Here is a 19,655-nt window from a genome sequence, read left to right on the forward strand (position 1 = left end):
ATGGATACAGCTTACATTTTACTTTTATTACTGGCTCCGTTCGCGGGATTCCTTATCAACGTTTTCTTCGGGAAAAAGCTTGGGCACAACGGCGCCGGTTATTTGGCGACATTCGCGGTGTTCGTTTCTTTCCTCGTCACGCTTAAATATTTCATCGGCATCAACCAGACCGGACAAGCGGTTACCGTGAAGCTTTTCGATTGGATTCAATTGGGGAAATTCCAGGTTGACTTCGGGATCTTGCTTGACCAATTGTCGTTGCTTTGGCTCATGTTCGTGACGGGAATCGGATCGTTGATTCACCTGTATTCGATCTCGTACATGCACGATGACGAGAACCGACATAAATTCTTCGCGTACCTCAACTTGTTCATCTTCTTCATGGTCACGCTCGTTACGGGCAGCAACCTTTTGGTGATGTTCATCGGATGGGAAGGCGTTGGTCTGTGTTCGTACCTGCTCATCGGATTCTGGTACAAAAATCAGGATTACAACGACGCGGCCAAGAAGGCGTTCATCATGAACCGAATCGGGGATTTAGGCTTTCTTATCGGAATGTTCATCCTCGGGCATTTGTTCAACACACTCGATTACGCGTCTTTGAAAACCGTCGTACTCGGTGGCGGAAACAATGCCGATACCTATATGGTCGCGGGTGCGGCGCTTGCTTTGTTCATCGGAGCTTGCGGAAAGTCGGCCCAGATTCCATTGTACACTTGGTTGCCCGATGCGATGGCTGGCCCGACTCCGGTGTCGGCGTTGATTCACGCGGCGACGATGGTAACTGCGGGAATTTTCATGATCACGCGTTTGAACTTCATCTTCTCGATCGACTCGGCCGACATGCAAACCGTGAATACGATCATTGCAATCGTAGGAGCTGTGACGGCATTGATCGCCGCGACGATCGGACTCGTGCAGAACGATATCAAGAAAGTACTCGCCTATTCTACCGTTTCACAACTCGGCTTGATGTTCCTGGCTTTGGGCTTGGGCGCTTATGAAGTTGCGGTTTTCCACGTGATTACGCATGCGTTCTTCAAGGCGTGTTTGTTCCTTGGTTCGGGATCGGTGATCCACGCGATGCACGGCGAACAGGACATGCGAAATATGGGCGGACTCAAGAAATGGATGTCGGTAACGTATGTGACGTTCTTGATTTCGTCTCTCGCGATTTCAGGTATTCCGCCGTTTTCAGGTTTCTTCTCGAAAGACGAGATCCTGATGACCGCGTTCCATGCCGATAAAGGCCTTTGGGTTCTTGCGTCGCTTGCTTCGATCATGACCGCATTTTATATGTTCCGATTGTTGTACCTCACATTCTTCAAGGAATTCCGCGGTACCGACGAACAAAAACACCACCTGCATGAAAGTCCTGCGCTGATTACGTTCCCGCTAATCGTTCTCGCGATTTTGGCCACGGTCGGCGGATTGTTGAGTTTGCCTGGAAACAGCTGGCTCAACCATTACCTGGAACCGATCATTGCGCACAAAGGCGAAGGCGAACACCATTTGGACAACACCGCATATATGTTGATGGCGATCGCCGTCGTGGGCGGATTGATCGGAATTGGTCTGGCGTATGCGAAATACCTAAAGAAAGGCGAAGTTCCGCCGGCCGACGACGAAATCACAGGCTTCCAAAAAGTGCTTTACAACAAATATTACATTGATGAAATTTACGAATCGCTCATCGTCAACCCGATAAACGCGGCTTCGAAATTCTTCCGCGACACCTTGGAAACAGCGCTTTCAGGATTTGTTTTCGGGCTTGGAAAATTCACGAACGCCATCGGAGACAAAGGAAAATTGCTGCAAAACGGAAGCGTCGGACGTTACCTTTTCGCATTCACATTGGGCGTCGTGGCCATCATCACCTGTTTGTTCTACAATAAAATAATCAATAAGTAATGGATGTAAGTAGTATTCTGATTTTACTTTTAGCAGGAACGTTCGTCACGTTTCTCTCGGGCGATAAATGGGCGCCGCGCGTTTCACTGTTGTTCAGTGTAGCCGCATTGGCCGTTTCGCTTGTGCTGCTTTACCATCACAACTGCAATCAAGACGTTGCCTTTATCAGGCGTTGGATGGACATCCCGACCGTGTATTTCGCACTCAACGGAGACGGACTTTCTCTTGCGATGTTGTTGCTCACGACGTCGTTGTTGCCGATCATCATTTATTCGACGTTCGGAAGCGAGACCAAAAACGCCAAATCGTTCCACGCGCTGATCCTGTTCATGGGATTCGCGATGGTCGGGACGTTCCTTGCCGCCGACGGCTTGCTCTATTACATTTTCTGGGAACTCGCGCTTGTCCCGATTTACTTCATCGCGTTGCTTTGGGGTAACGGCGATCCGAAAGACCGACAAAAAGCCGTCGTCAAATTCTTCATCTACACGTTTGCGGGTTCGCTTTTCATGTTGGCCGCATTCGCTTATTTATACACGAAAACCGGAAGTTTCCTCGTCGGGACGTTGAGTACGGTCGATCTTAGCGAAAACGAACAGTTTTGGATTTTCCTTGGCTTCTTCGCCGCTTATGCGATCAAGATTCCACTCATCCCGTTCCACTCCTGGCAGGCTGCAGTCTACCAAAAAGCACCGACTGCGGGTACGATGTTGCTATCGGGAATCATGCTCAAAATGGGATTGTACAGCGTGTTGCGTTGGCAATTACCGATTGCGCCTATGGCTGCGATCACGTTCATGAAAGTATTCATCGGATTCGGGATCGCTGGAACGATTTACGGTTCGATCGTCGCGTTGCGTCAGAAGGACTTGAAAAAATTACTCGCTTATTCGTCATTGGCTCACGTCGGGTTGATTGCCGCTGGCGCATATTCGTTGACTGTCGACGGTTTGCGTGGCGCGGTTCTGCAAATGATTTCCCACGGTTTCGTGATCGTCGGTTTGTTCTTCGCGGCCGACGTGATCTATCGTCGTTACCAAACACGTGAAATCTCAGAAATGGGCGGCATCCGAACACAAGCGCCAAAATTCACCTCGATGTTCATGATTCTGGTGTTGGCATCGGTCGCTTTGCCGTCGACGTTTAACTTCGTGGGCGAATTCACCGTATTGTACGGACTTTCAAATGTTGGCATCTGGTTCGCGGTTTTGGGCGGACTTACGATAATTCTAGGCGCTTACTACATGCTCAAGATGTTCCAGAACGTCATGTTGGGCGAGTCGAACGCGAAACCATTCCGCGACATCACGTTCCAGGAAGGTTTGACGATGGTCGTGATCATTGCCGTTTTGTTCTTCTTCGGACTGTATCCGAAACCGATCAACGAGCTCATCACGCCAAGCATCCAGGAAATTTTAAAATACACACAAAGATTCTAATTCGAGACTGACACATGAATACATTACTGGCAATAACGGGATTAGGTGTTTTGTGCCTTTTGTTCGAGATCATGAACTGGCGCAAGGCGATCATACCGTTTACCATCATCGGATTGCTTGGCGCGCTTGCCATTACGGTTGCCGATTACGGGCACGAACAAAGCCATTACGGCAATATGGTCGTGACCAGCAATTTCTCGGTTTCGTTTTCGTCTTTGTTTATCGTGCTTATGGTTTTCATCGTCGGGCTTAGCCACGATTTTTACCGAAACGCGCCGGCGAAGATCTCCGACTTCATTTCGATCAAACTATTTATGTTGGCGGGCGCGATCGCGATGGTATCGTTCGGCAACCTGTCCATGTTCTTCCTTGGGATCGAAATCCTTTCGATTTCACTTTATATCTTGGCCGCGAGCAATCGCCTCAATGTGCGAAGCAACGAAGCCGGGATGAAATATTTCCTTATGGGATCCTTCGCGTCGGGAATCATCCTTTTCGGGATTTGCCTGATCTACGGCGCGATGGGAACGTTCGACATACAGGAAATCTCTGAACTCACCGGATCGGCCGAATTACCGGAATGGTTCTTCATCGGCATCGTATTGCTCACGATCGGGATGTTGTTCAAGATCGCCGCGGTTCCGTTCCATTTTTGGGCACCCGACGTCTACGAAGGTTCGCCTGCATTGACGACCGCAATCATGAGTACGCTCGCGAAAGTCGTTGCTATGGCCACGTTCTACAAGTTGCTTACGGGAATGAACGCGAATATTTCATATGAATATGAAGTCGTGATCATGATCGTTTCGATCTTGTCGATGACCGTCGGGAACATCATGGCATTGCGACAATCGAACGTGAAACGGATGCTTGCGTTTTCAGGTATTTCGCATGCGGGTTATATGTTGATGACATTGCTCAATATCCGATCATCGGCGGGAACGCTGTTGTACTATGCGTCGGCTTACACATTGGCGGGAATCGCTGCGTTTGCGGTAATCCTTTACGTGTGTCGCGACAAAGACAATGAGGAAGTCTACAATTTAAACGGCCTCGGGAAGACAAAACCTTTCCTTGCCGCAGTACTTACGGCCGCTTTGCTTTCGATGGCCGGAATCCCGATTTTTGCCGGATTCTTCGCGAAATTCTCGTTGTTCACACAAACCATCCAAGCCGGTTATATCGCCGTCGTGATTGCAGCCGTAATCAACTCGATCATCAGTGTCGGTTATTATTTCAAGCTGATTCTGGCGATGTACAACAAAGACGCTACTGAAACACCGACTACGACGCCATTCGCGTTCTACGCAGTCGCCGCTGTTTCGATTTTATTGAATATTGCGATCGGATTGTATCCGTCGTGTGTTATCGGATTGATCCCGTAAGAAGCCATAAAGTCGAAAATCGTAAAGTCATAAGGACCGTTCATGATGATGATTCATTCTTAGAAAACGGCCTTTAAGACTTTACGACTTTCGACTTTAGACTTTAGACTTTCGACTTTCAACTTTCGACTAAACAGCCGTATATCCGCCGTCTGAAATAAAGTAACTTCCCGTAGTGAACGACGATTTGTCGGAACTCAAGAAGATCACGAGTTCGGCGATTTCCTCAGGTTGACCCAATCGGTTCAATGCCGCTTTTCCTTCCAACGTTTTGAGTGCTTCGGCGTCAAGGCTCGATTTTACCAAAGGCGTTTCGATATATCCCGGACCGACGGCGTTGCAACGGATGTTCTTTTGGCCGTATTCGACCGCGATGTTCTTCGTCAATCCGACTACGCCGTGTTTCGTAGCCGTGTACGCCGCGTTCATAGGAGCCGCGACCGTCCCGTGAATGGACGCCATGTTTACGATTACGCCTCCGCCCTGTTTTTCCATCTGTTCCAGTTGGTAGCGGCACGCATAGAAAACGCCGCTTAAATTGAGTGCGACAACTTTGTCCCATTCCTCGGGATCGGTTTCCCCGGTCGGTGCCGGTTTTCCTCCGATTCCCGCGTTGTTGAACCCGATGTCGAGGCGACCGTATTTTGCGACGGTTTCTTCGACGACCTTTTTATTGTCGGCGGCTTTCGAAGCATCGGATTTGATGAAGAACGCATCGCCTCCATTGTCTTTGATCTTTTGTGCTGCGGCTTCACCGTGTTCGGCGTTCACGTCAGTAATCACAACTTTTGCGCCTTCGCGTGCATACGCCAAAGCCGTGGCCAAACCGATTCCGGAACCTCCGCCCGATACCACGGCCACTTTATCTTTTAATAGTGTCATAATGAATGATTTTTTATTCTCTATTAAAGTTACGGCTTCATTGCTTCAAAAAACAGCATTAATTGAACATTGACATTTGATTAACTTTTGCACAAAAAAAATCCCTCGCCGACGTGCGGAAAGGGACTTTCAACTTAACTACTAAATTAACTCTCTATCTTTTGACGACGCGATTGATGAACGTCCCGTCATTCGTTTTAATTTTTATCAGATACACCGACGAAGGCAAATCGCGCAGATCGATTTCACTTTGTCCGGAATTTGAATTCGTAAAAACCGTTCTTCCGCTCAAATCAGTTACTTCGGACGAGATGACTTCAGAGTCGGACAGTATCGAAAACAACCCATCGGATGGATTCGGAGAAATGGAAACCGCTTTTCGCGACACACTCGCAACCCCTAAAATCTGCCCTTCCAATTGCAACATCGGCACCTGAAAAAACGTCGACGTGCTACCGACCGGGTTGAGTGGATCGAAATTGTCGTTGTCTGAGGTTATTCGCATGCCCAGTTCCACATCGGATATATAGCTGTAGAAACTCGCCGCATCGCTCGTTGCCGTCCAGCCCGGAGCATTCTCGTCGACGGCAATCACGATGTTGTCAACGTTATTGTAGACGAATGGTTGCGCGAATTCGAATTCTATCCAATTTCCCGCAACGGGAGTGAATTCGCCCGAAAATACTTGCGTCATTTCACCCGCCGGAACCCAAGCGCCCGGCTGGAAACTCGTTTTGTCGGTATGCCCGATGTAAATCACCCAATTGTTCCAAGGCGTGATCGAACTGCCCGTGTGCACGCAGTAATAGCGCAGTTTCGTAATAGCGCCCGATGTCCCGCTTGCCGCATTTATCGTCGCTTTCGGCACGATTTGCTGGGAATACGTATAACCGTAAAAACTGAAAACGGGCAATTGGTTGTGTTCGATGTTGCCGCTGCCGATAGTAATTGTCCCTGTTTGCGCGGTCGCGAAACAAGCCGCCAGCAACATTAAAGATGTGCAAAGATTTTTCATTTTGATGGATTTTGGGTTTCCAGTTTCTCGATCCGCCGCATGACTTCATCGAGCATTTCCTGCTGACGTTTTACGGTTTCGGCAAGGGTTTGATTTTGTTCTTGCAACGTGTCGTTCTGTTGTTTAAGTTCTTTGAAAGCATTTACCGATGCGATCAAAATCGGGTGGATGTTCAGGTTTAGATATCCGTCATCGTCGGTGCCGACTGCTTCGGGGAAAATTTGTTGGACTTGCTGGGCCGAGAATCCTGAAAATTCCGTTCGTAAAACTTCTTCTTCAAAAATACGTTCTCCTAGATTTTTATAGTTGTATCGGATTGGTTGTAACTGTGTGATTTCCAATAATCCCTTTTCAAAATTGCCGTGAATAGTTTTTAGTCTTTCGTCCGATGCGATTGTCCAAGTATTGGTTCCAGGTTTGCGGCCTTGATCGAGGGACAGTTGGAATTGTCCGCCAATTCCGGCATTGGTATCGATTCCGACTCCTACGCGGCCGTTTTTTAGGATCAGAAGTGCGTTGCTGCGTTCAGAGTCGGCAACTTGAGAATTGTTATTGGCGTCCATGGCATTTCCGATGACAAATAGTCTATCGTTTTGATTCGCCAGGCCAAATTTGCTATCTCCATCTGTGGAAGGAGTATAAATTGTTGCACCAAGCCCGAAAACCGACTCTCCGAAACTTGCCGAAATATTACCCTGACCAGCCGCTATCGAATTGTTGCCCGCAGCGGTATTTAGACTATTTATGGTGGTTGCCCCATTTCCCGATGCCACACTGCCTGACCCTAAAGTAACGGAATTGGCACCCGATGCAGTGGAACTTTGACCAATAGCCCGTGAGTCAGGTCCAGAAGCCGTCGTCTCATAACCTACCGCAAACGCAAAATGACCTGTAGAAACCGCATTATATCCTAACGCAACCGCAGAATTTCCCGATGCAATAGCACTGAAACCCATTGCGGTGCTAGAAAATCCGGTTGCTATGGACGAATGACCGCTAGCCAGGCTATAATTTCCGATGTTGACATCATCAAATTGGTTGCCTTGGGCAAATCCCGATCGGAAAGCTGCTTTTCTCGGATAGAAAAACATACGCGTCCCCGGACCGCTCAAGTCTAAAGTTGGTCCCGAATTAAAAGTTCCTGTAACCTGAAGGCCTGCGTTGCCTGAAACTTGAACAGGACCGGCATCGGCAGTAATGACACGGCCTAAACCGGCACCGCCAAAATCGTAAGCCTGATCCAGCGTTCCGCTGGCAATGGTGTTTGTAGCCGACCAGGATGCCGTTCCGTTCGCATCGCTTGTGAGCAAACGACCCACGCCTTGAGTTCCGTCGACAATGCGCACTTTACCATTTACATGCAAAGATTCTTGCGGATTCGATTGGTTCAAACCTAAATTCCCGTTTTTGAGCATGACCAAGGCGTTGTGGGTTTCGCCGTTGTCAACTATGCCGTTGTCGTTTGCGTCGAGTGCGTTTCCGATCACAAAAAGGCGATCGGTAAGATTTGCCGTTCCAAATCCGGTTGCCCCGCCTGCGGATGGCGTGTAAGATTGGGATCCGATCCCAATTACGACTTCACCACAACTATAAGCGCGGCTCCATCGACCAAATGCCGTCGAATATAAACCTGATGCGGTATTGCTGTATGCCATCGTAAAACTATACGAACCCGTGCTGCTGTTCACTTGACCGAACGAAACCGCTCCTATTGCCAAAGCCTCATTCAAAAGCCCGAATGCGGCAGCTCCATTTCCGCTTATCGTATTACTGTAACCGGCGCCAAAACTGTATGCTCCGGAGGCGACGGGCGAATATCCGAATCCTGCCGAAAAATCCCCGACATTGGCGTTATCCCAGTTGGCCGCTAATACAAACCCAGATCTGAAAGCACTTTTTCTGGGATTCCAAAACATTCTGGAACCAGTACCGATGGCAGGCGGAATCGCCCCAGAGCCGTAAACTCCGGTAGATACGATTCCATCAGTCCCATTTATCAAAATCGCTCCGGTATCGGCAGTAATCGTACGACCTGCGCCTGCCGTCGGAAAATCGTATGAAGCATCAAGGCTTTGTCCGAAAACACTGCCTGGATCTGCCCAACTTGCAGTTCCGTTGACGTCGCTGGTGAGAATTCTTCCTGCGGCTTGCGTTCCGTCGACCATTCTGATCTTGCCTTCGACGTGAAGCCTTTCCTGAGGCGTTGAACTTCCAAAACCAACATTGCCGTTCTTGAGTACGACCATGGCGTTCCGCCGTTCTGAATCATCGGGATAATTATTATTATTCAGATCTATGGCATTCCCGATTGTAAAAAGCCTGTCTGTTGCGTTCGCCGACCGGAACTGAGTATTTCCGTTAAGCGAAGGGATATAGTTTATGGCTCCGATTCCTATCGTGGTTTCCCCATAGCTCGCCGCCGAATTGCCATTCCCAAATGCGGTAGATGCGAATCCCGAAGCGATGGAATTCCGGCCGAACGCCGTCGAGTTTTCAGCAGTCGCCTGGGAAATATCCCCGAAGGCCGTAGCATATAGACCCGAAGCAAGAGAGTTAACTCCGAACGCTGTCGACCCCATTCCGGTCGCCGATGCAAGAACGTTCCAGGCCATGCTGAAATCGCCCGATGCAGTTGTGGTTGCGCCAAAAGATGCCGAAGCTTGCCCAATGGACGTTTCTAGTTCATTGTTGATGCTGCGCCCAGCCCGGAACGCTACTTTGCGCGGATACCAAAACATTCGCACACCTGCAGGGATTGTTGGCATTAGCGCACCGAAATTTTGTGTTCCCGTAGATACGAATCCGTCTACACCATTGATGAGCACGGGCCCCGAATCGGCCGTAATCGTGCGACCGGCTCCCACGCCACCGAAATCGTAGGCTTGATCCAACGTCCCGGCATTGCCGACTGCGATTTTCACCCAAGCCAGCGTTGGTTGGTTCCAATAATAAAAACCCGGTTGATTTGTTCCGGATACGGTTGTAAGAAAAACCATCATCGAATGTTGTGCGGCCGTTGGGTTTACTGTCGGAAATGCTGTAATACGAGGAATCAGGATCCCGTCGGTGTTCGCGGGAGCAGCTGCATTGGCGACCGGAATGTCGAGCAATGCCTGAGGAGAAGTCGTGTTGATTCCGACTTGCGCGCCCGCTGAAATTCCAACAAACCAAAATACTGATATGACGATTGTTTTTCTCATTTTAATTATTTTTCGCTTCGAGTGCCAAGACACGTTTTAATAAATCTTCAACTGTGTTCGTCAGCTTCTCGTTGCTGGCTTTCAGTTCTTCGTTTTCTTTTTTCAATTCCTTAAAAGCGTTTACCGATGCAATCAATATCGGATGGATGTTCAGGTTTAAATAGCCGTCATCATCGGTGCCGACCGCTTCGGGGAAAACCTGTTGGACTTGTTGGGCTGAAAATCCTGAGAATTCGGTGTTGAGCACGTCAGGTTCAAACGTTTTTTCGCCTGTGTTTTTATAGTTGTAAGTGATTGGATTTAGCTTTGTTATTTCGGTCAGGCCTTTTGTGTATGCGCCGTGGATGGTTTTTAGGCGTTCGTCCGATGGGATTGTCCAGGTATTGGTGCCGGGTTTGCGGCCTTCATTCAATGACAGTTCTAATAAGCCGCCTGGAGTTGCCGTTCCAATCCCGACATCGCCCAAAGACGTCACGCGAATGCGCTCGGACAATGTTCCGTTATTGTTGGTTTTGAACATGAGATAACCCGATTGTTCTCCGTCGGTTGCATTGGACTTCCTGCCTTCTACCGTTGCCATGACACGTGAAGCAGCGCCTGTAGCAGTAATCGCAGCGCTAAGGGTAATCGAAGAGCCTGCATTGATTGCCTGGGGAGAATTGGAATTGATGTTGATCGTGCCTTCTGTTAGCGGAGCCGTAATTATGCTCGTCGAAATCACTTCGAGACGGCTTCTTGGATTTGTGGTTCCGATCCCGACATCTGATGTCACCGTCGCCCCGTTTTCCCCTGTAACACCGCCAAGGATTACCACATCGCTACGACCCGCATAGGCGCGATATCCTATTGCAGTCGCATTACTCGAAATGGTCGAAGCGACTCCTGACTGAGCGCCAATAGCCGTATTTCCGTTGCCTTGGGTAATTCTCAGTGCATTGAAACCAACCGCTGTGTTTTCATCTCCGGCAGTATTATTGCGCAAAGCGTCCGCGCCCATTGCCGTATTGGAAGTTCCTGTGGTTACCGAACCTAATCCCATTAGCCCGAACGAGGTGTTTGCAGAACCGATAAGGCCGGCTTTAACACTGTTGCGTCTGAATGCGAGATCGACATTATTGGTCGTGCCGATAAAGTTTACTGCGGCGTCCGTTCCCGCATTTCCGACCAATCCCCATCCGCTTGCCGCCGAAACATTTTGCCATGATGCCGTTCCATTGACGTCGCTTACAAGAATGCGACCGGCGGCTTGTGTTCCATCGGCCATTCTGATTTTGCCCGTTACATGAAGTTTTTCCTGAGGCGTTGCATTGCCGATTCCCGTATTGCCGTTCTTGAGAACTACTAAAGCGCTACTCCTTTCTCCTGCATCGACTGTTCCGTTATTGTTGCTGTCGATAGCATTTCCGACAGTAAAAACGCGGTCAGTCGCATTGGCTATCCTGAATTGCGTGGCTCCGTTTGCACTTGGCGTATAGGTCGCGGCACCAATTCCAACAACCGTTTCACCGTAACTGCTTGCCGTATTCAGCAACCCGAAGGACGAAGAGGCCGTTCCCACACTGGCGTTTTGAAATCCGAATGAGGTAGACATGGTCCTGTGGCTGCATTCTGGATATTTGCCGACATCGAATAATTTCCGCTTGCAACGGTTTCGAAACCGAAAGCCGTGGAATGTTCTCCAACCGAGATTTCATCCCATTGGTTGGTCACCGAACCAGCTCGAAAAGCCGCTTTTCTGGGATTCCAAAATAATTTTGTTCCTCCTCCTCCAACGATTTGATTGCCGGATCCGAGAAGTCCTGTTATCAAAAACCCGTCGGTTCCTGAAATGGTTACCGGGCCAAAATCGGCTATGATGGTTCGACCTGCGCCGGCCGTCGGAAAATCGTAGGCGCCATCGAGGCTTCCGCTGAAAACCGAAGAGGGTTCGACCCAACTGGTAACACCTGTTCCATTTGTCCTCAAAATCCGACCATTGGCCTGGGTTCCGTTGTTCAATAAGAATTGGCCTACGACATGTAATTTGGCTGTTGGCGTATCTGTATTTATGCCAACATTTCCTTGTCCGTTTAAATACATAATGGGCTCCAAGCCACCTGCGGTCGTCCGAAAATACATACCTGACGATATGTTCCCTGAATTGTTCTCGACCCGTACGCCTATTCTTGCCGCCTCGGCATGTCCGCCGAAAGATGTTGCGCCCGGTTCGTGAGTAAAAAATTTGATTTCGCCGATGACATCATCCGCCAACAAACGCTCAGGGTTGGTGAACTTACCGCGGTTGTGGATAATATTGAATACCGGATGATCAACGCCCGCAAATCGCAAAGTAAGGTCGTTAAAGTCTGTATCTTCGGCGTTTATCTCGAATCTGGACCTATCCGACAGAGAATCTGAAAAGCCAGTTATGCCAAACCTGCCGCTGCCTATCTGGTCGATTAAAAAGCGCGGACTGTTATTGGTTCTCATGGTCAAACCTACAGCATTGGTAGTTCCTATAAAATTCGAGGCTGGATTCGTTCCCGGATTTCCAGTGAGCGCCCAACCGCCCGTAACGCTGCCTACGATTCCTTTCCAACTCGCTGTCGGATTGTCCCAATAATAAAATCCAGGAGCATTGCCGGCCGAGATTGCGGTTAAAAAAACCATCATGCCGTGCTGTGCGGCCGTCGGATTTATGACCGGAAATGCCGAAATCCGGGGCACAAGTATTCCATCGGTGTTCGAAGGCGTTGCCGGATTGGTTGCGGGAATGTCAAGCATCGCATGAGGCGTGGTCGTATTAACACCGACTTGTGCGCCGACGGCCATAGAAATAAACAGAAACAAAGCGTATAATTTTCTCATGCGATCGTTTTATTTAAAAATCCCCCGTTTAGGGCGGAGGATTTTAGGTCCCGAAATGAAATACCACCAATCACCACGGGGATTTATGACTTACTTTTTCAAATGTGCGACATTCGAAAAAGCGTCACAATACGAAATTGCGCGTATGCAAAATGCGATTATAGTTGCCGTTAACCTGTTGTTTGTGAAAGGTTTGTCGGTGAATGGCCTATTTAAAAGAAAAGAGGTCTAAGCCGAATACGCCGTTTGACGTATATGGAAAAGTGCGAGGCGCAGAGTGAGTCTTTGTGCCGGCCGAGTTACACCGTTGAAAATGGAACTGAAATACTGATCTTCAATCCATTTGAGTTTTCGAAATCGAGCGTTCCGTTCAGTGAATCAATGCGTTTTTGGATGTTCTTCAAACCGTTTCCAAACTTGTTTTGGTCGCGCAATCCGTTTCCATTATCGTGAACGGTTATGAAAAGCGATTTACGGTCGGTCGAAATGTCAAGTTTTACATGCGTCGCGCCCGAATGTTTAAGCACGTTATTGAGCATTTCCTTTATGCAGAAAAATAAGTTCTTTCGGTCATGACCGTTGATGATTTTGCTTGTGGCCGACGAAATATCTTCGCTATGTTCGAATTGTATTGAAGTACCGTCGAACAATCGGTCGGCGTAAAACTTTACGTATTCGCAAAAGCTCTGCACCGAATTGTTCTCGTTGTTCAGCGACCAGATGAATGTGCTGAGTTTTTGGGAAACCTCTTTTCCGGTAGCTTCGATTTTTGAGGCGAGCAGTTGTTGCTTGTCGGTGGCTCGTTCGCTTTTTTGGAGCAGGTCGGCGTGGATCAAAATGCTGCTGAGCCCTGAACCGATGTCGTCGTGCAAGTCTTTACTTATGTCGTTTTTCTGGTCGAGCAGGATTTTTTGCAGTCGATTTTTGCGTCGGATGAGAAACAACACAAGCACCAAAATCACCACGCACAACAACGAAGCCGTGAGTTGGAGCAACGTCAAATTTCGCTGCTTTCTGAGTTCTTCGATCTTGAGCGTCAACAGTTTGTTTTCACTTTCGATGTATTCGCTCGTGATATCTTGGATCGAGGAGTTGTTGCGCAAACGCCTTTGGTTCTCGAGCTCGATAATGCGCTCTTGGACTTTTAGCAACATGTCGTGGTTTTCCTGGTGCAGAAACACATCGCGCGCCGAATCGTAAAAGAACCGCTGGAACGCGACGTTAACTTCGACGCGTTCAAGCAAATCGACGCCCGTTTTATACAATTCCATCGCACAATCCGTTTGCGGACAACACTTCATCATGTAACCGTAATTCATGAGTTGGATGTCGTGATAGCCCGCCGATACCGCCGATTCGGTGCTTTTTTTCAAGTATCGGTACGCCTGCCCTAATTGTCTTTTGCCCAGATAGATCAACCCGAAAGTTTGCTCGGCGTTGGGAATGCCGCGTTTGCTTTTGGTGCGTGTGGCTTCGTCGAACGCCTTTTGGTTTTCAGCCATCGCAAGCCCGAACCTTTTTTGGGCCACGTACAATTGCGCGAGATTGTTGTAGATATATTCTTCTTTTACGACGGTGCGCAAATGTTTTTTTGGTTCGCGACGCGGGAAATATCGCTTGGAAAGCAACAGGGAGTTTTCGGACGATTTGAAATCACTGAGCTCGAATTCGTTGATTCCCTTGAAGAAATACGCATCTGAAATTAGCAGACTGTCATTCAGCGTCCTTGCGATTACCAAACCTTTCTGTGCTTCGTGAACGCCGAATTGATACAAACCCGTGTAATAAAAAAGTTCCGATTGCAGGCTTTGGATGAAGTACGCCGACGAATCGACCGCTTCCTGATCGCGATTTTTCTGGGCGAGCTGCAACCACTTTTGCGATTGCCCGATCTTGTCGTTTTCAAGGTCATTCTCAGCCGACCGAAACGCCGACACGAAACGGCAGTCGCGATCCTTACAAACCGCAAACGCATTCTTGCCGATTGGCTGCGCAAAAGCGAGTTGGGCAAACAGAGAAATGACAATTACGTATCTCAAGTCGTGGATTTTTAACGCTTAAGATACATGTTTACAGCCTCAACGCGCGTGTTCACGTGCAATTTTTCGTAGATGTTCTGTATGTGTTTGCGCACCGTTCCCGAACTGATCTCAAGATGATACGCGACTTCCTTGTTCATTTGGCCTTTGGAAAGCTGTTCTAGGATTTCCTTTTCACGCGCCGTGAGCGATTCGGTGAGCTTGTTCGAGGATTCCATTTTGGAAAAACTCGCTACGACTTTACGTGCGATACTTGAACTCATCGGGCTTCCGCCGTCGAAGAGCTCGTCCAGAGCAGCGATGATTTTAACGGGACCTTCGGTTTTTAGGATGTAACCCGTCGCGCCGGCTTCGAGGCTTTCGAAGATTTTTTCATCGTCTTCATACGACGTACACATTAATACCAAAAGCTGCGGACAAACCGATTTTAGTTTGAGCACACATTCGATTCCGCTTTCGCCGGGCAGGTTGATGTCCATGAGAACGGCGTCGGGATCCAAATCAGGAAGCGATTCAAAAGCCGATTCGGCATTCTCGAATGAGGCCGCGAGTTCGTATTGGTCAGTGAACTGAATCATCATGCCCAAGGCTTCGCGCAAATCGCGGTCGTCTTCTACTATGCAAATCCGTTTTCTCATGCGTTGGTATCTTGGTACAATGATAAAGATAAGAAAGGGTTTGTGAAATACGTATTTTGGCGTACGGGGAAAGTTATTAATTGGAGGTTTGTTTAATCGTTTAATTGGTTAACGGTGGTAAAAGATAGGCAACGAATGTTCACTTACCGAAAAACCGCCACTAACCAGTTAACCGATTAAACAGTTAAACCCTTCAAAATCCATACGTTTTCAAGAGAAATTATTTATTTTCGCCGACACATAATCCAAGTTAGAAGCCAATGCCGACCGTTCAGCAGCTATCACAAAAAATCGAATCAAACAGCAAGGCTTTTGGAATGCTCGCACTTTTCTTTGCTTTGACTTTAGGAAAAGCGGTTGATCTTTGGGTTCTTTTCGCAATTATTGCTGTCGGATTCGTGGTGATATTGAATCGCTATTTCATCAACAAACGCGAAAACAAAAGCAACGTGAAAATTCACATTGGTTTGTTGTTTATCTCGTTGTCAATTTTGATGATGCTGATCGTTTGACGACTAAACAACTAACCGATTCGCCGATTAAACCCAAAGACTATAGTGTTCCGAAGAAAGGTTCTTCAACATTTCCGCCGCTTTCTCAGCCGAGATATCGCGTTGTGATTCGCCCATCATTTCATATCCGACCATGAATTTCTTGACCGTCGCCGATCGCAACAATGGCGGATAGAAATGCATGTGGAAATGCCATTCGGGATGTTCTTCGCCATCGGTCGGGGCTTGATGTATGCCCGATGAATACGGAAACGACGTGTTGAAAATATTGTCGTATTTCGATGTGAGTTGCTTCATGATTTTGGCGTAGGCCGAAACCTCATCGCTTGTCATATCGGTGATTTTTGAGAACGCGCGTTTGCTTACGATCATGGTTTCGAACGGCCAGATAGCCCAAAACGGAACGAGCGCGACGAAATGTTCATTCTCGATCACGATACGTTCATCCTTGCGCAATTCCTGTTCAAGATAGTCCGACAGCAATGTCCTGTTATTCTCTTTAAAGTAGTTTACGAAACTGTCGTGGGTTTTTTGGACCAATGTCGGCAATGACGATTGCGCCCAGATCTGTCCATGCGGATGCGGATTTGAGCAACCCATGATCGAACCTTTATTCTCGAAAATCTGCACGTGATTTATGAAATCGACCGAACCCAATTCTTCATATTCGCGCTGCCAGGTTTTTACGATTTGTTCGATGGTTTCCAGATCCATTTCAGGCAACGTCAAGTCGTGACGAGGCGAAAAACAGACCACGCGTGAAATGCCGCGTTCAGGTTTCGCGCGGAAAAACTGCTCCTGAGGATTCTCGTCGAACAAAACTTCTTCCTGCTTCAACGCCGCGAAATCATTGTCGAACACGAAACTGTTCTTGTAATCGGGATTTTGTTCCCCGTTCGCGCGCACGTTTGTTGGGCACAAATAACACGTCGGGTCGAATTCGGGACGCTTTTCGTGGTTGACGGTTTCGTTCTGTCCTTGCCACGGACGCGTCGCGCGATGAGGCGAAACGAGAACCCATTCGTTCAACAAAGGGTTGAAACGGCGGTGCGGATCGTTGTTATGGTTGAATTGGTGCATTTCTTTTCGTTTTCTTGTTTGGGACGTAATTCGCGTTTACTTCGTCAGTTCGGCTAAAGCCTCGGGTGGGATAGAAGCGGCATCCTTTTTCCAACCTGCAAGGTTTTTTTAACCTTGTAGGTTTCAAAAGATATAGCGGAAAGCCCCGCGACGGCCTGCCAACTGCCCCGCTACTGCCAACTCTTCAAGGCCGGCGCAACGCCCAAATTTTACTTTTTATATTCTTTACAACCGTCCGAAATTTTCACTTTGTAAACGGCTAACTCAATGTCGTATTCGTTTTGGTACGCTTCGGCGATACGATTGATGATTTCCCTTTCGCTGCCTTTCTTGACCAGATTGATCGAACAGCCGCCGAAACCGCCGCCCATCATTCTCGATCCGAGCACGTCTTTTTCATCTTTCGCGCGATCGACCAAAAAGTCAATTTCCTCGCAACTCACTTCATAACCTTTGCTCAAACCATCGTGGGTTTCGTACAAAAGTTCGCCAAGTTTCTTGAAATCGTTGGCCTCAAGCGCATTAACGGCGTCACGAACGCGCTGGATTTCACCGACGACGAAATCGCAACGTCTGAAATTCACGTCCCCAAGTTCGTCTTTGTACTTCGCGACTTGCTCCTGCGACAAATCGCGAAACGTCTTGACTTCAGGATATTTTGTTTTGAGCAGTTCCAAACCTTCGGCAGCCTCGCGTCGGCGGTCGTTGTAACCTGACGTGAGATGCGTATGCTTGACCTTGCTGTCCAGTAAAAATACGGAATAATCGTGGAAATCGGCGGGATGATAATCGTGTTCGAGCGTCGTGCAATCGAGTTGGAACACATGGTTTTTCTTTCCGAAAACCGAGGCGAATTGATCCATGATGCCGCAGTTTACGCCTGCGAACGTGTGTTCGGCCTTTTGCCCGATGAGCGCGATTTCCTTCTTGGATAATCCGAGGTTGAAGATCTTATTGAGCGTGTATCCGAAACCACACTCCAACGCCGCCGACGATGAAAGCCCCGCGCCCATTGGAATATTACTCGCAAAAACGATGTTGAATCCCTGCAACCGCAAGCCTTTTTCCTTGAGTTGCGAAAGTACGCCGAGCATGTAGTTCGCCCACATTTTCTCGATGGGTTTGATGTCGTCGGAAAGATTGAAATGATGCGCATCTGACAGATCCTTTGCGACGATGGAAATCTCGTCGGTCTCATTCGGCGAAACGGCGAAGACTATGTATTTATTGATCGCGGCGGGCAACACGTAACCGTCGTTATAATCGACGTGCTCGCCAATGATATTGATGCGGCCGGGCGCTAAAAACGTGTGTTTCGGAATGAATCCGAAGACTTTTTGGAATTCGGAACGCACGTCCTGAATGAGTTTTTTCTTCTTCATTATTTCTTTGAGTACTGCTTTATGTCATAAAAATCGAAGGCCGGAAGCGCTTCGTTATTGTTGGCCGAGTCGAAAAACGTGGCGTTGTCCCAATGCGAACCATCGCCCCAAAGCGTTTTGCAGTTCGAGGTTACCCACGCGGGTTCCCAGTAAATGACGCCGCTTCCGCCAGCGTTGAGGACGATTTTCGTCAGGTCGATCATGTATTTTTTCTGGCCTTCGGGCGTCGCGGGATAACCGTCGATCAAGGCTTTTTCAGTCAAAACGTTATTGGCTTTGTCGATGTTTTGCATCGTGTACGGATACGAAGTTTCGACGACCAACAACGGTTTTTTGTATGTTGTTGTCAGGGTTTTTATGGCTTCGGGAAGTCGGTCGAATTTGTATTCGGACCACAACGGATAATACGAAATGCCGATGAAATCAAAATCTTTTATTCCATTCTTATCGGCTTCGGCAAACCATTTCAACGCGTTTTCAGGTTGGGCGATGTGCAGTAAAATGTCGATTTTCTTTCCGGTTCTTCTCGATGCTTCGCGAACGGCCGAAATTCCTTTGTTGAATAAAAAGGCGTTGCGTTTCCAGTCGGTTATTTTTTTGTGGGTTTTATCGGGTTGCAGGATTTCCTGGTTAGTTTCGTTTCCGACCTGGACCATTTCGGGCAGAAGATTTTCCTTGTGGAGTTTGAGCAAAGTCGATAGCGTGTAGTTGTAAATGCTGTCGCCAAGGATTTTTTCGTCGGTGATTGTCGACCAGGCTTTCGGGATGTATTGTTTTTCAGGATCGGCCCAGGTGTCGGAATAATGGAAGTCGAGCAACACTTGCATTTTGTTTTGCCTGGCGCGTTTGATGGATTTCTTGACGTCGGCGAAACCGGAGTATGCGTTGATTTCGGGCGTGTGCCACAAGCGAAGTCGGACGAGATTCGTGCCTTTTTGGGCAAACAATTCAAATGGATCGACTGTTTTTCCTTGGTATTGGAAATGGGCGTTGCAGTCTTCTATTTCGTTGACGTAACTTAGGTCAGCACCGAGATAGATTTTATCTTTTTGTGCGACGAGCAACATCGGAAATATGAGAAAAAGGAGGTTTTTCATTTTGTTTTTTGAACCGTTAAGGGCATTAAGTTCATTAAGATTTTTGTAGAAGAAACGTTTGCATTCCCGGTTGTAATCAGATCGAACAATTGGCTCAAGCTTAATGTTCATAATGCGCTTAATGGTTTAATTTTTACCATTAAGACGTTAAGAATAGTTAAGCTTTCTGTCGACTGGTCATGGTAATCGATTGCAATCAGAAGTTAAGAATAGTCAAGCACGATGCAT

The 19,655-nt window shown here is 48.0% G+C and carries 13 protein-coding genes; 3 read left to right on the plus strand and 10 right to left on the minus strand.

Annotated features, from left to right (window positions below):
* Genes nuoL through EOO50_RS00810 form a run of 3 tightly spaced genes read left to right on the plus strand, consistent with a single transcriptional unit; the run spans nucleotide 1 to nucleotide 4,735 of the window.
* Nucleotides 1-1,911, plus strand: a complete 1,911-nt coding sequence (gene nuoL / locus EOO50_RS00800; protein WP_290836949.1) for an NADH-quinone oxidoreductase subunit L — start codon at nucleotides 1-3, stop codon at nucleotides 1,909-1,911.
* Nucleotides 1,911-3,350 carry an NADH-quinone oxidoreductase subunit M gene (locus EOO50_RS00805; RefSeq protein WP_290836951.1) on the plus strand — a complete coding sequence of 480 codons (1,440 nt, stop codon included), beginning with the start codon at nucleotides 1,911-1,913 and terminating at the stop codon, nucleotides 3,348-3,350. Before nuoL ends, EOO50_RS00805 begins: the two co-directional genes overlap by 1 nt.
* 14 nt (nucleotides 3,351-3,364) lie before the next feature.
* Nucleotides 3,365-4,735 carry an NADH-quinone oxidoreductase subunit N gene (locus EOO50_RS00810; protein ID WP_290836953.1) on the plus strand — a complete coding sequence of 457 codons (1,371 nt, stop codon included), beginning with the start codon at nucleotides 3,365-3,367 and terminating at the stop codon, nucleotides 4,733-4,735.
* Nucleotides 4,736-4,864: 129 nt separating this feature from the next.
* Here EOO50_RS00810 and EOO50_RS00815 read toward each other — a convergent pair whose 3' ends face one another.
* From EOO50_RS00815 to EOO50_RS00860, 10 genes are all read right to left on the minus strand, one after another.
* Nucleotides 4,865-5,617 carry a glucose 1-dehydrogenase gene (locus EOO50_RS00815; RefSeq protein ID WP_290836955.1) on the minus strand — a complete coding sequence of 251 codons (753 nt, stop codon included), beginning with the start codon at nucleotides 5,615-5,617 and terminating at the stop codon, nucleotides 4,865-4,867.
* A 154-nt stretch (nucleotides 5,618-5,771) separates the two neighbouring features.
* On the minus strand, nucleotides 5,772-6,632 hold the full coding sequence (locus tag EOO50_RS00820; RefSeq protein ID WP_290836957.1) for a T9SS type A sorting domain-containing protein: 861 nt from the start codon (nucleotides 6,630-6,632) through the stop codon (nucleotides 5,772-5,774).
* On the minus strand, nucleotides 6,629-9,832 hold the full coding sequence (locus EOO50_RS00825; RefSeq protein ID WP_290836959.1) for a tail fiber domain-containing protein: 3,204 nt from the start codon (nucleotides 9,830-9,832) through the stop codon (nucleotides 6,629-6,631). Before EOO50_RS00825 ends, EOO50_RS00820 begins: the two co-directional genes overlap by 4 nt.
* 1 nt (nucleotide 9,833) lies before the next feature.
* Nucleotides 9,834-11,423 carry a tail fiber domain-containing protein gene (locus EOO50_RS00830; RefSeq protein WP_290836961.1) on the minus strand — a complete coding sequence of 530 codons (1,590 nt, stop codon included), beginning with the start codon at nucleotides 11,421-11,423 and terminating at the stop codon, nucleotides 9,834-9,836.
* Entirely contained in the window at nucleotides 11,357-12,679 is a 1,323-nt protein-coding gene (locus EOO50_RS00835; RefSeq protein WP_290836963.1) for a hypothetical protein, read from the minus strand. Before EOO50_RS00835 ends, EOO50_RS00830 begins: the two co-directional genes overlap by 67 nt.
* 299 nt (nucleotides 12,680-12,978) lie before the next feature.
* The gene (locus EOO50_RS00840; protein ID WP_290836965.1) at nucleotides 12,979-14,718 is read right to left on the minus strand and encodes an ATP-binding protein; all 1,740 of its coding nucleotides are present in this window, start codon (nucleotides 14,716-14,718) and stop codon (nucleotides 12,979-12,981) included.
* A gap of 11 nt (nucleotides 14,719-14,729) precedes the next feature.
* On the minus strand, nucleotides 14,730-15,356 hold the full coding sequence (locus tag EOO50_RS00845) for a response regulator transcription factor (protein WP_290836967.1): 627 nt from the start codon (nucleotides 15,354-15,356) through the stop codon (nucleotides 14,730-14,732).
* Nucleotides 15,357-15,895: 539 nt separating this feature from the next.
* Complete coding sequence (locus EOO50_RS00850) at nucleotides 15,896-16,948, minus strand: UDP-glucose--hexose-1-phosphate uridylyltransferase (RefSeq protein WP_290836969.1); 1,053 nt, start codon at nucleotides 16,946-16,948, stop codon at nucleotides 15,896-15,898.
* Between the two features lie 209 nt (nucleotides 16,949-17,157).
* Complete coding sequence (galK, locus tag EOO50_RS00855) at nucleotides 17,158-18,330, minus strand: galactokinase (RefSeq protein ID WP_290836971.1); 1,173 nt, start codon at nucleotides 18,328-18,330, stop codon at nucleotides 17,158-17,160.
* Nucleotides 18,330-19,427 carry a glycosyl hydrolase 53 family protein gene (locus tag EOO50_RS00860; protein WP_290836973.1) on the minus strand — a complete coding sequence of 366 codons (1,098 nt, stop codon included), beginning with the start codon at nucleotides 19,425-19,427 and terminating at the stop codon, nucleotides 18,330-18,332. The genes galK and EOO50_RS00860 overlap by 1 nt, the downstream gene beginning before the upstream one ends.
* Nucleotides 19,428-19,655: the final 228 nt, after the last annotated feature.

Source organism: Flavobacterium sp., from assembly GCF_004211145.1.
Taxonomy (GTDB): domain Bacteria; phylum Bacteroidota; class Bacteroidia; order Flavobacteriales; family Flavobacteriaceae; genus Flavobacterium.

Excerpts from the sequence above, each read along its gene's own strand:
- EOO50_RS00805 (WP_290836951.1), top strand. The coding sequence starts at position 1,911 with ATGGATGTAAGTAGTATTCTGATTTTACTTTTAGCAGGAACGTTCGTC.
- EOO50_RS00815 (WP_290836955.1), bottom strand. The coding sequence starts at position 5,617 with ATGACACTATTAAAAGATAAAGTGGCCGTGGTATCGGGCGGAGGTTCC.
- EOO50_RS00820 (WP_290836957.1), bottom strand. The coding sequence starts at position 6,632 with ATGAAAAATCTTTGCACATCTTTAATGTTGCTGGCGGCTTGTTTCGCG.
- EOO50_RS00835 (WP_290836963.1), bottom strand. The coding sequence starts at position 12,679 with ATGAGAAAATTATACGCTTTGTTTCTGTTTATTTCTATGGCCGTCGGC.
- nuoL (WP_290836949.1), top strand. The coding sequence starts at position 1 with ATGGATACAGCTTACATTTTACTTTTATTACTGGCTCCGTTCGCGGGA.
- EOO50_RS00825 (WP_290836959.1), bottom strand. The coding sequence starts at position 9,832 with ATGAGAAAAACAATCGTCATATCAGTATTTTGGTTTGTTGGAATTTCA.
- EOO50_RS00860 (WP_290836973.1), bottom strand. The coding sequence starts at position 19,427 with ATGAAAAACCTCCTTTTTCTCATATTTCCGATGTTGCTCGTCGCACAA.
- galK (WP_290836971.1), bottom strand. The coding sequence starts at position 18,330 with ATGAAGAAGAAAAAACTCATTCAGGACGTGCGTTCCGAATTCCAAAAA.
- EOO50_RS00810 (WP_290836953.1), top strand. The coding sequence starts at position 3,365 with ATGAATACATTACTGGCAATAACGGGATTAGGTGTTTTGTGCCTTTTG.
- EOO50_RS00850 (WP_290836969.1), bottom strand. The coding sequence starts at position 16,948 with ATGCACCAATTCAACCATAACAACGATCCGCACCGCCGTTTCAACCCT.
- EOO50_RS00830 (WP_290836961.1), bottom strand. The coding sequence starts at position 11,423 with ATGTCTACCTCATTCGGATTTCAAAACGCCAGTGTGGGAACGGCCTCT.
- EOO50_RS00845 (WP_290836967.1), bottom strand. The coding sequence starts at position 15,356 with ATGAGAAAACGGATTTGCATAGTAGAAGACGACCGCGATTTGCGCGAA.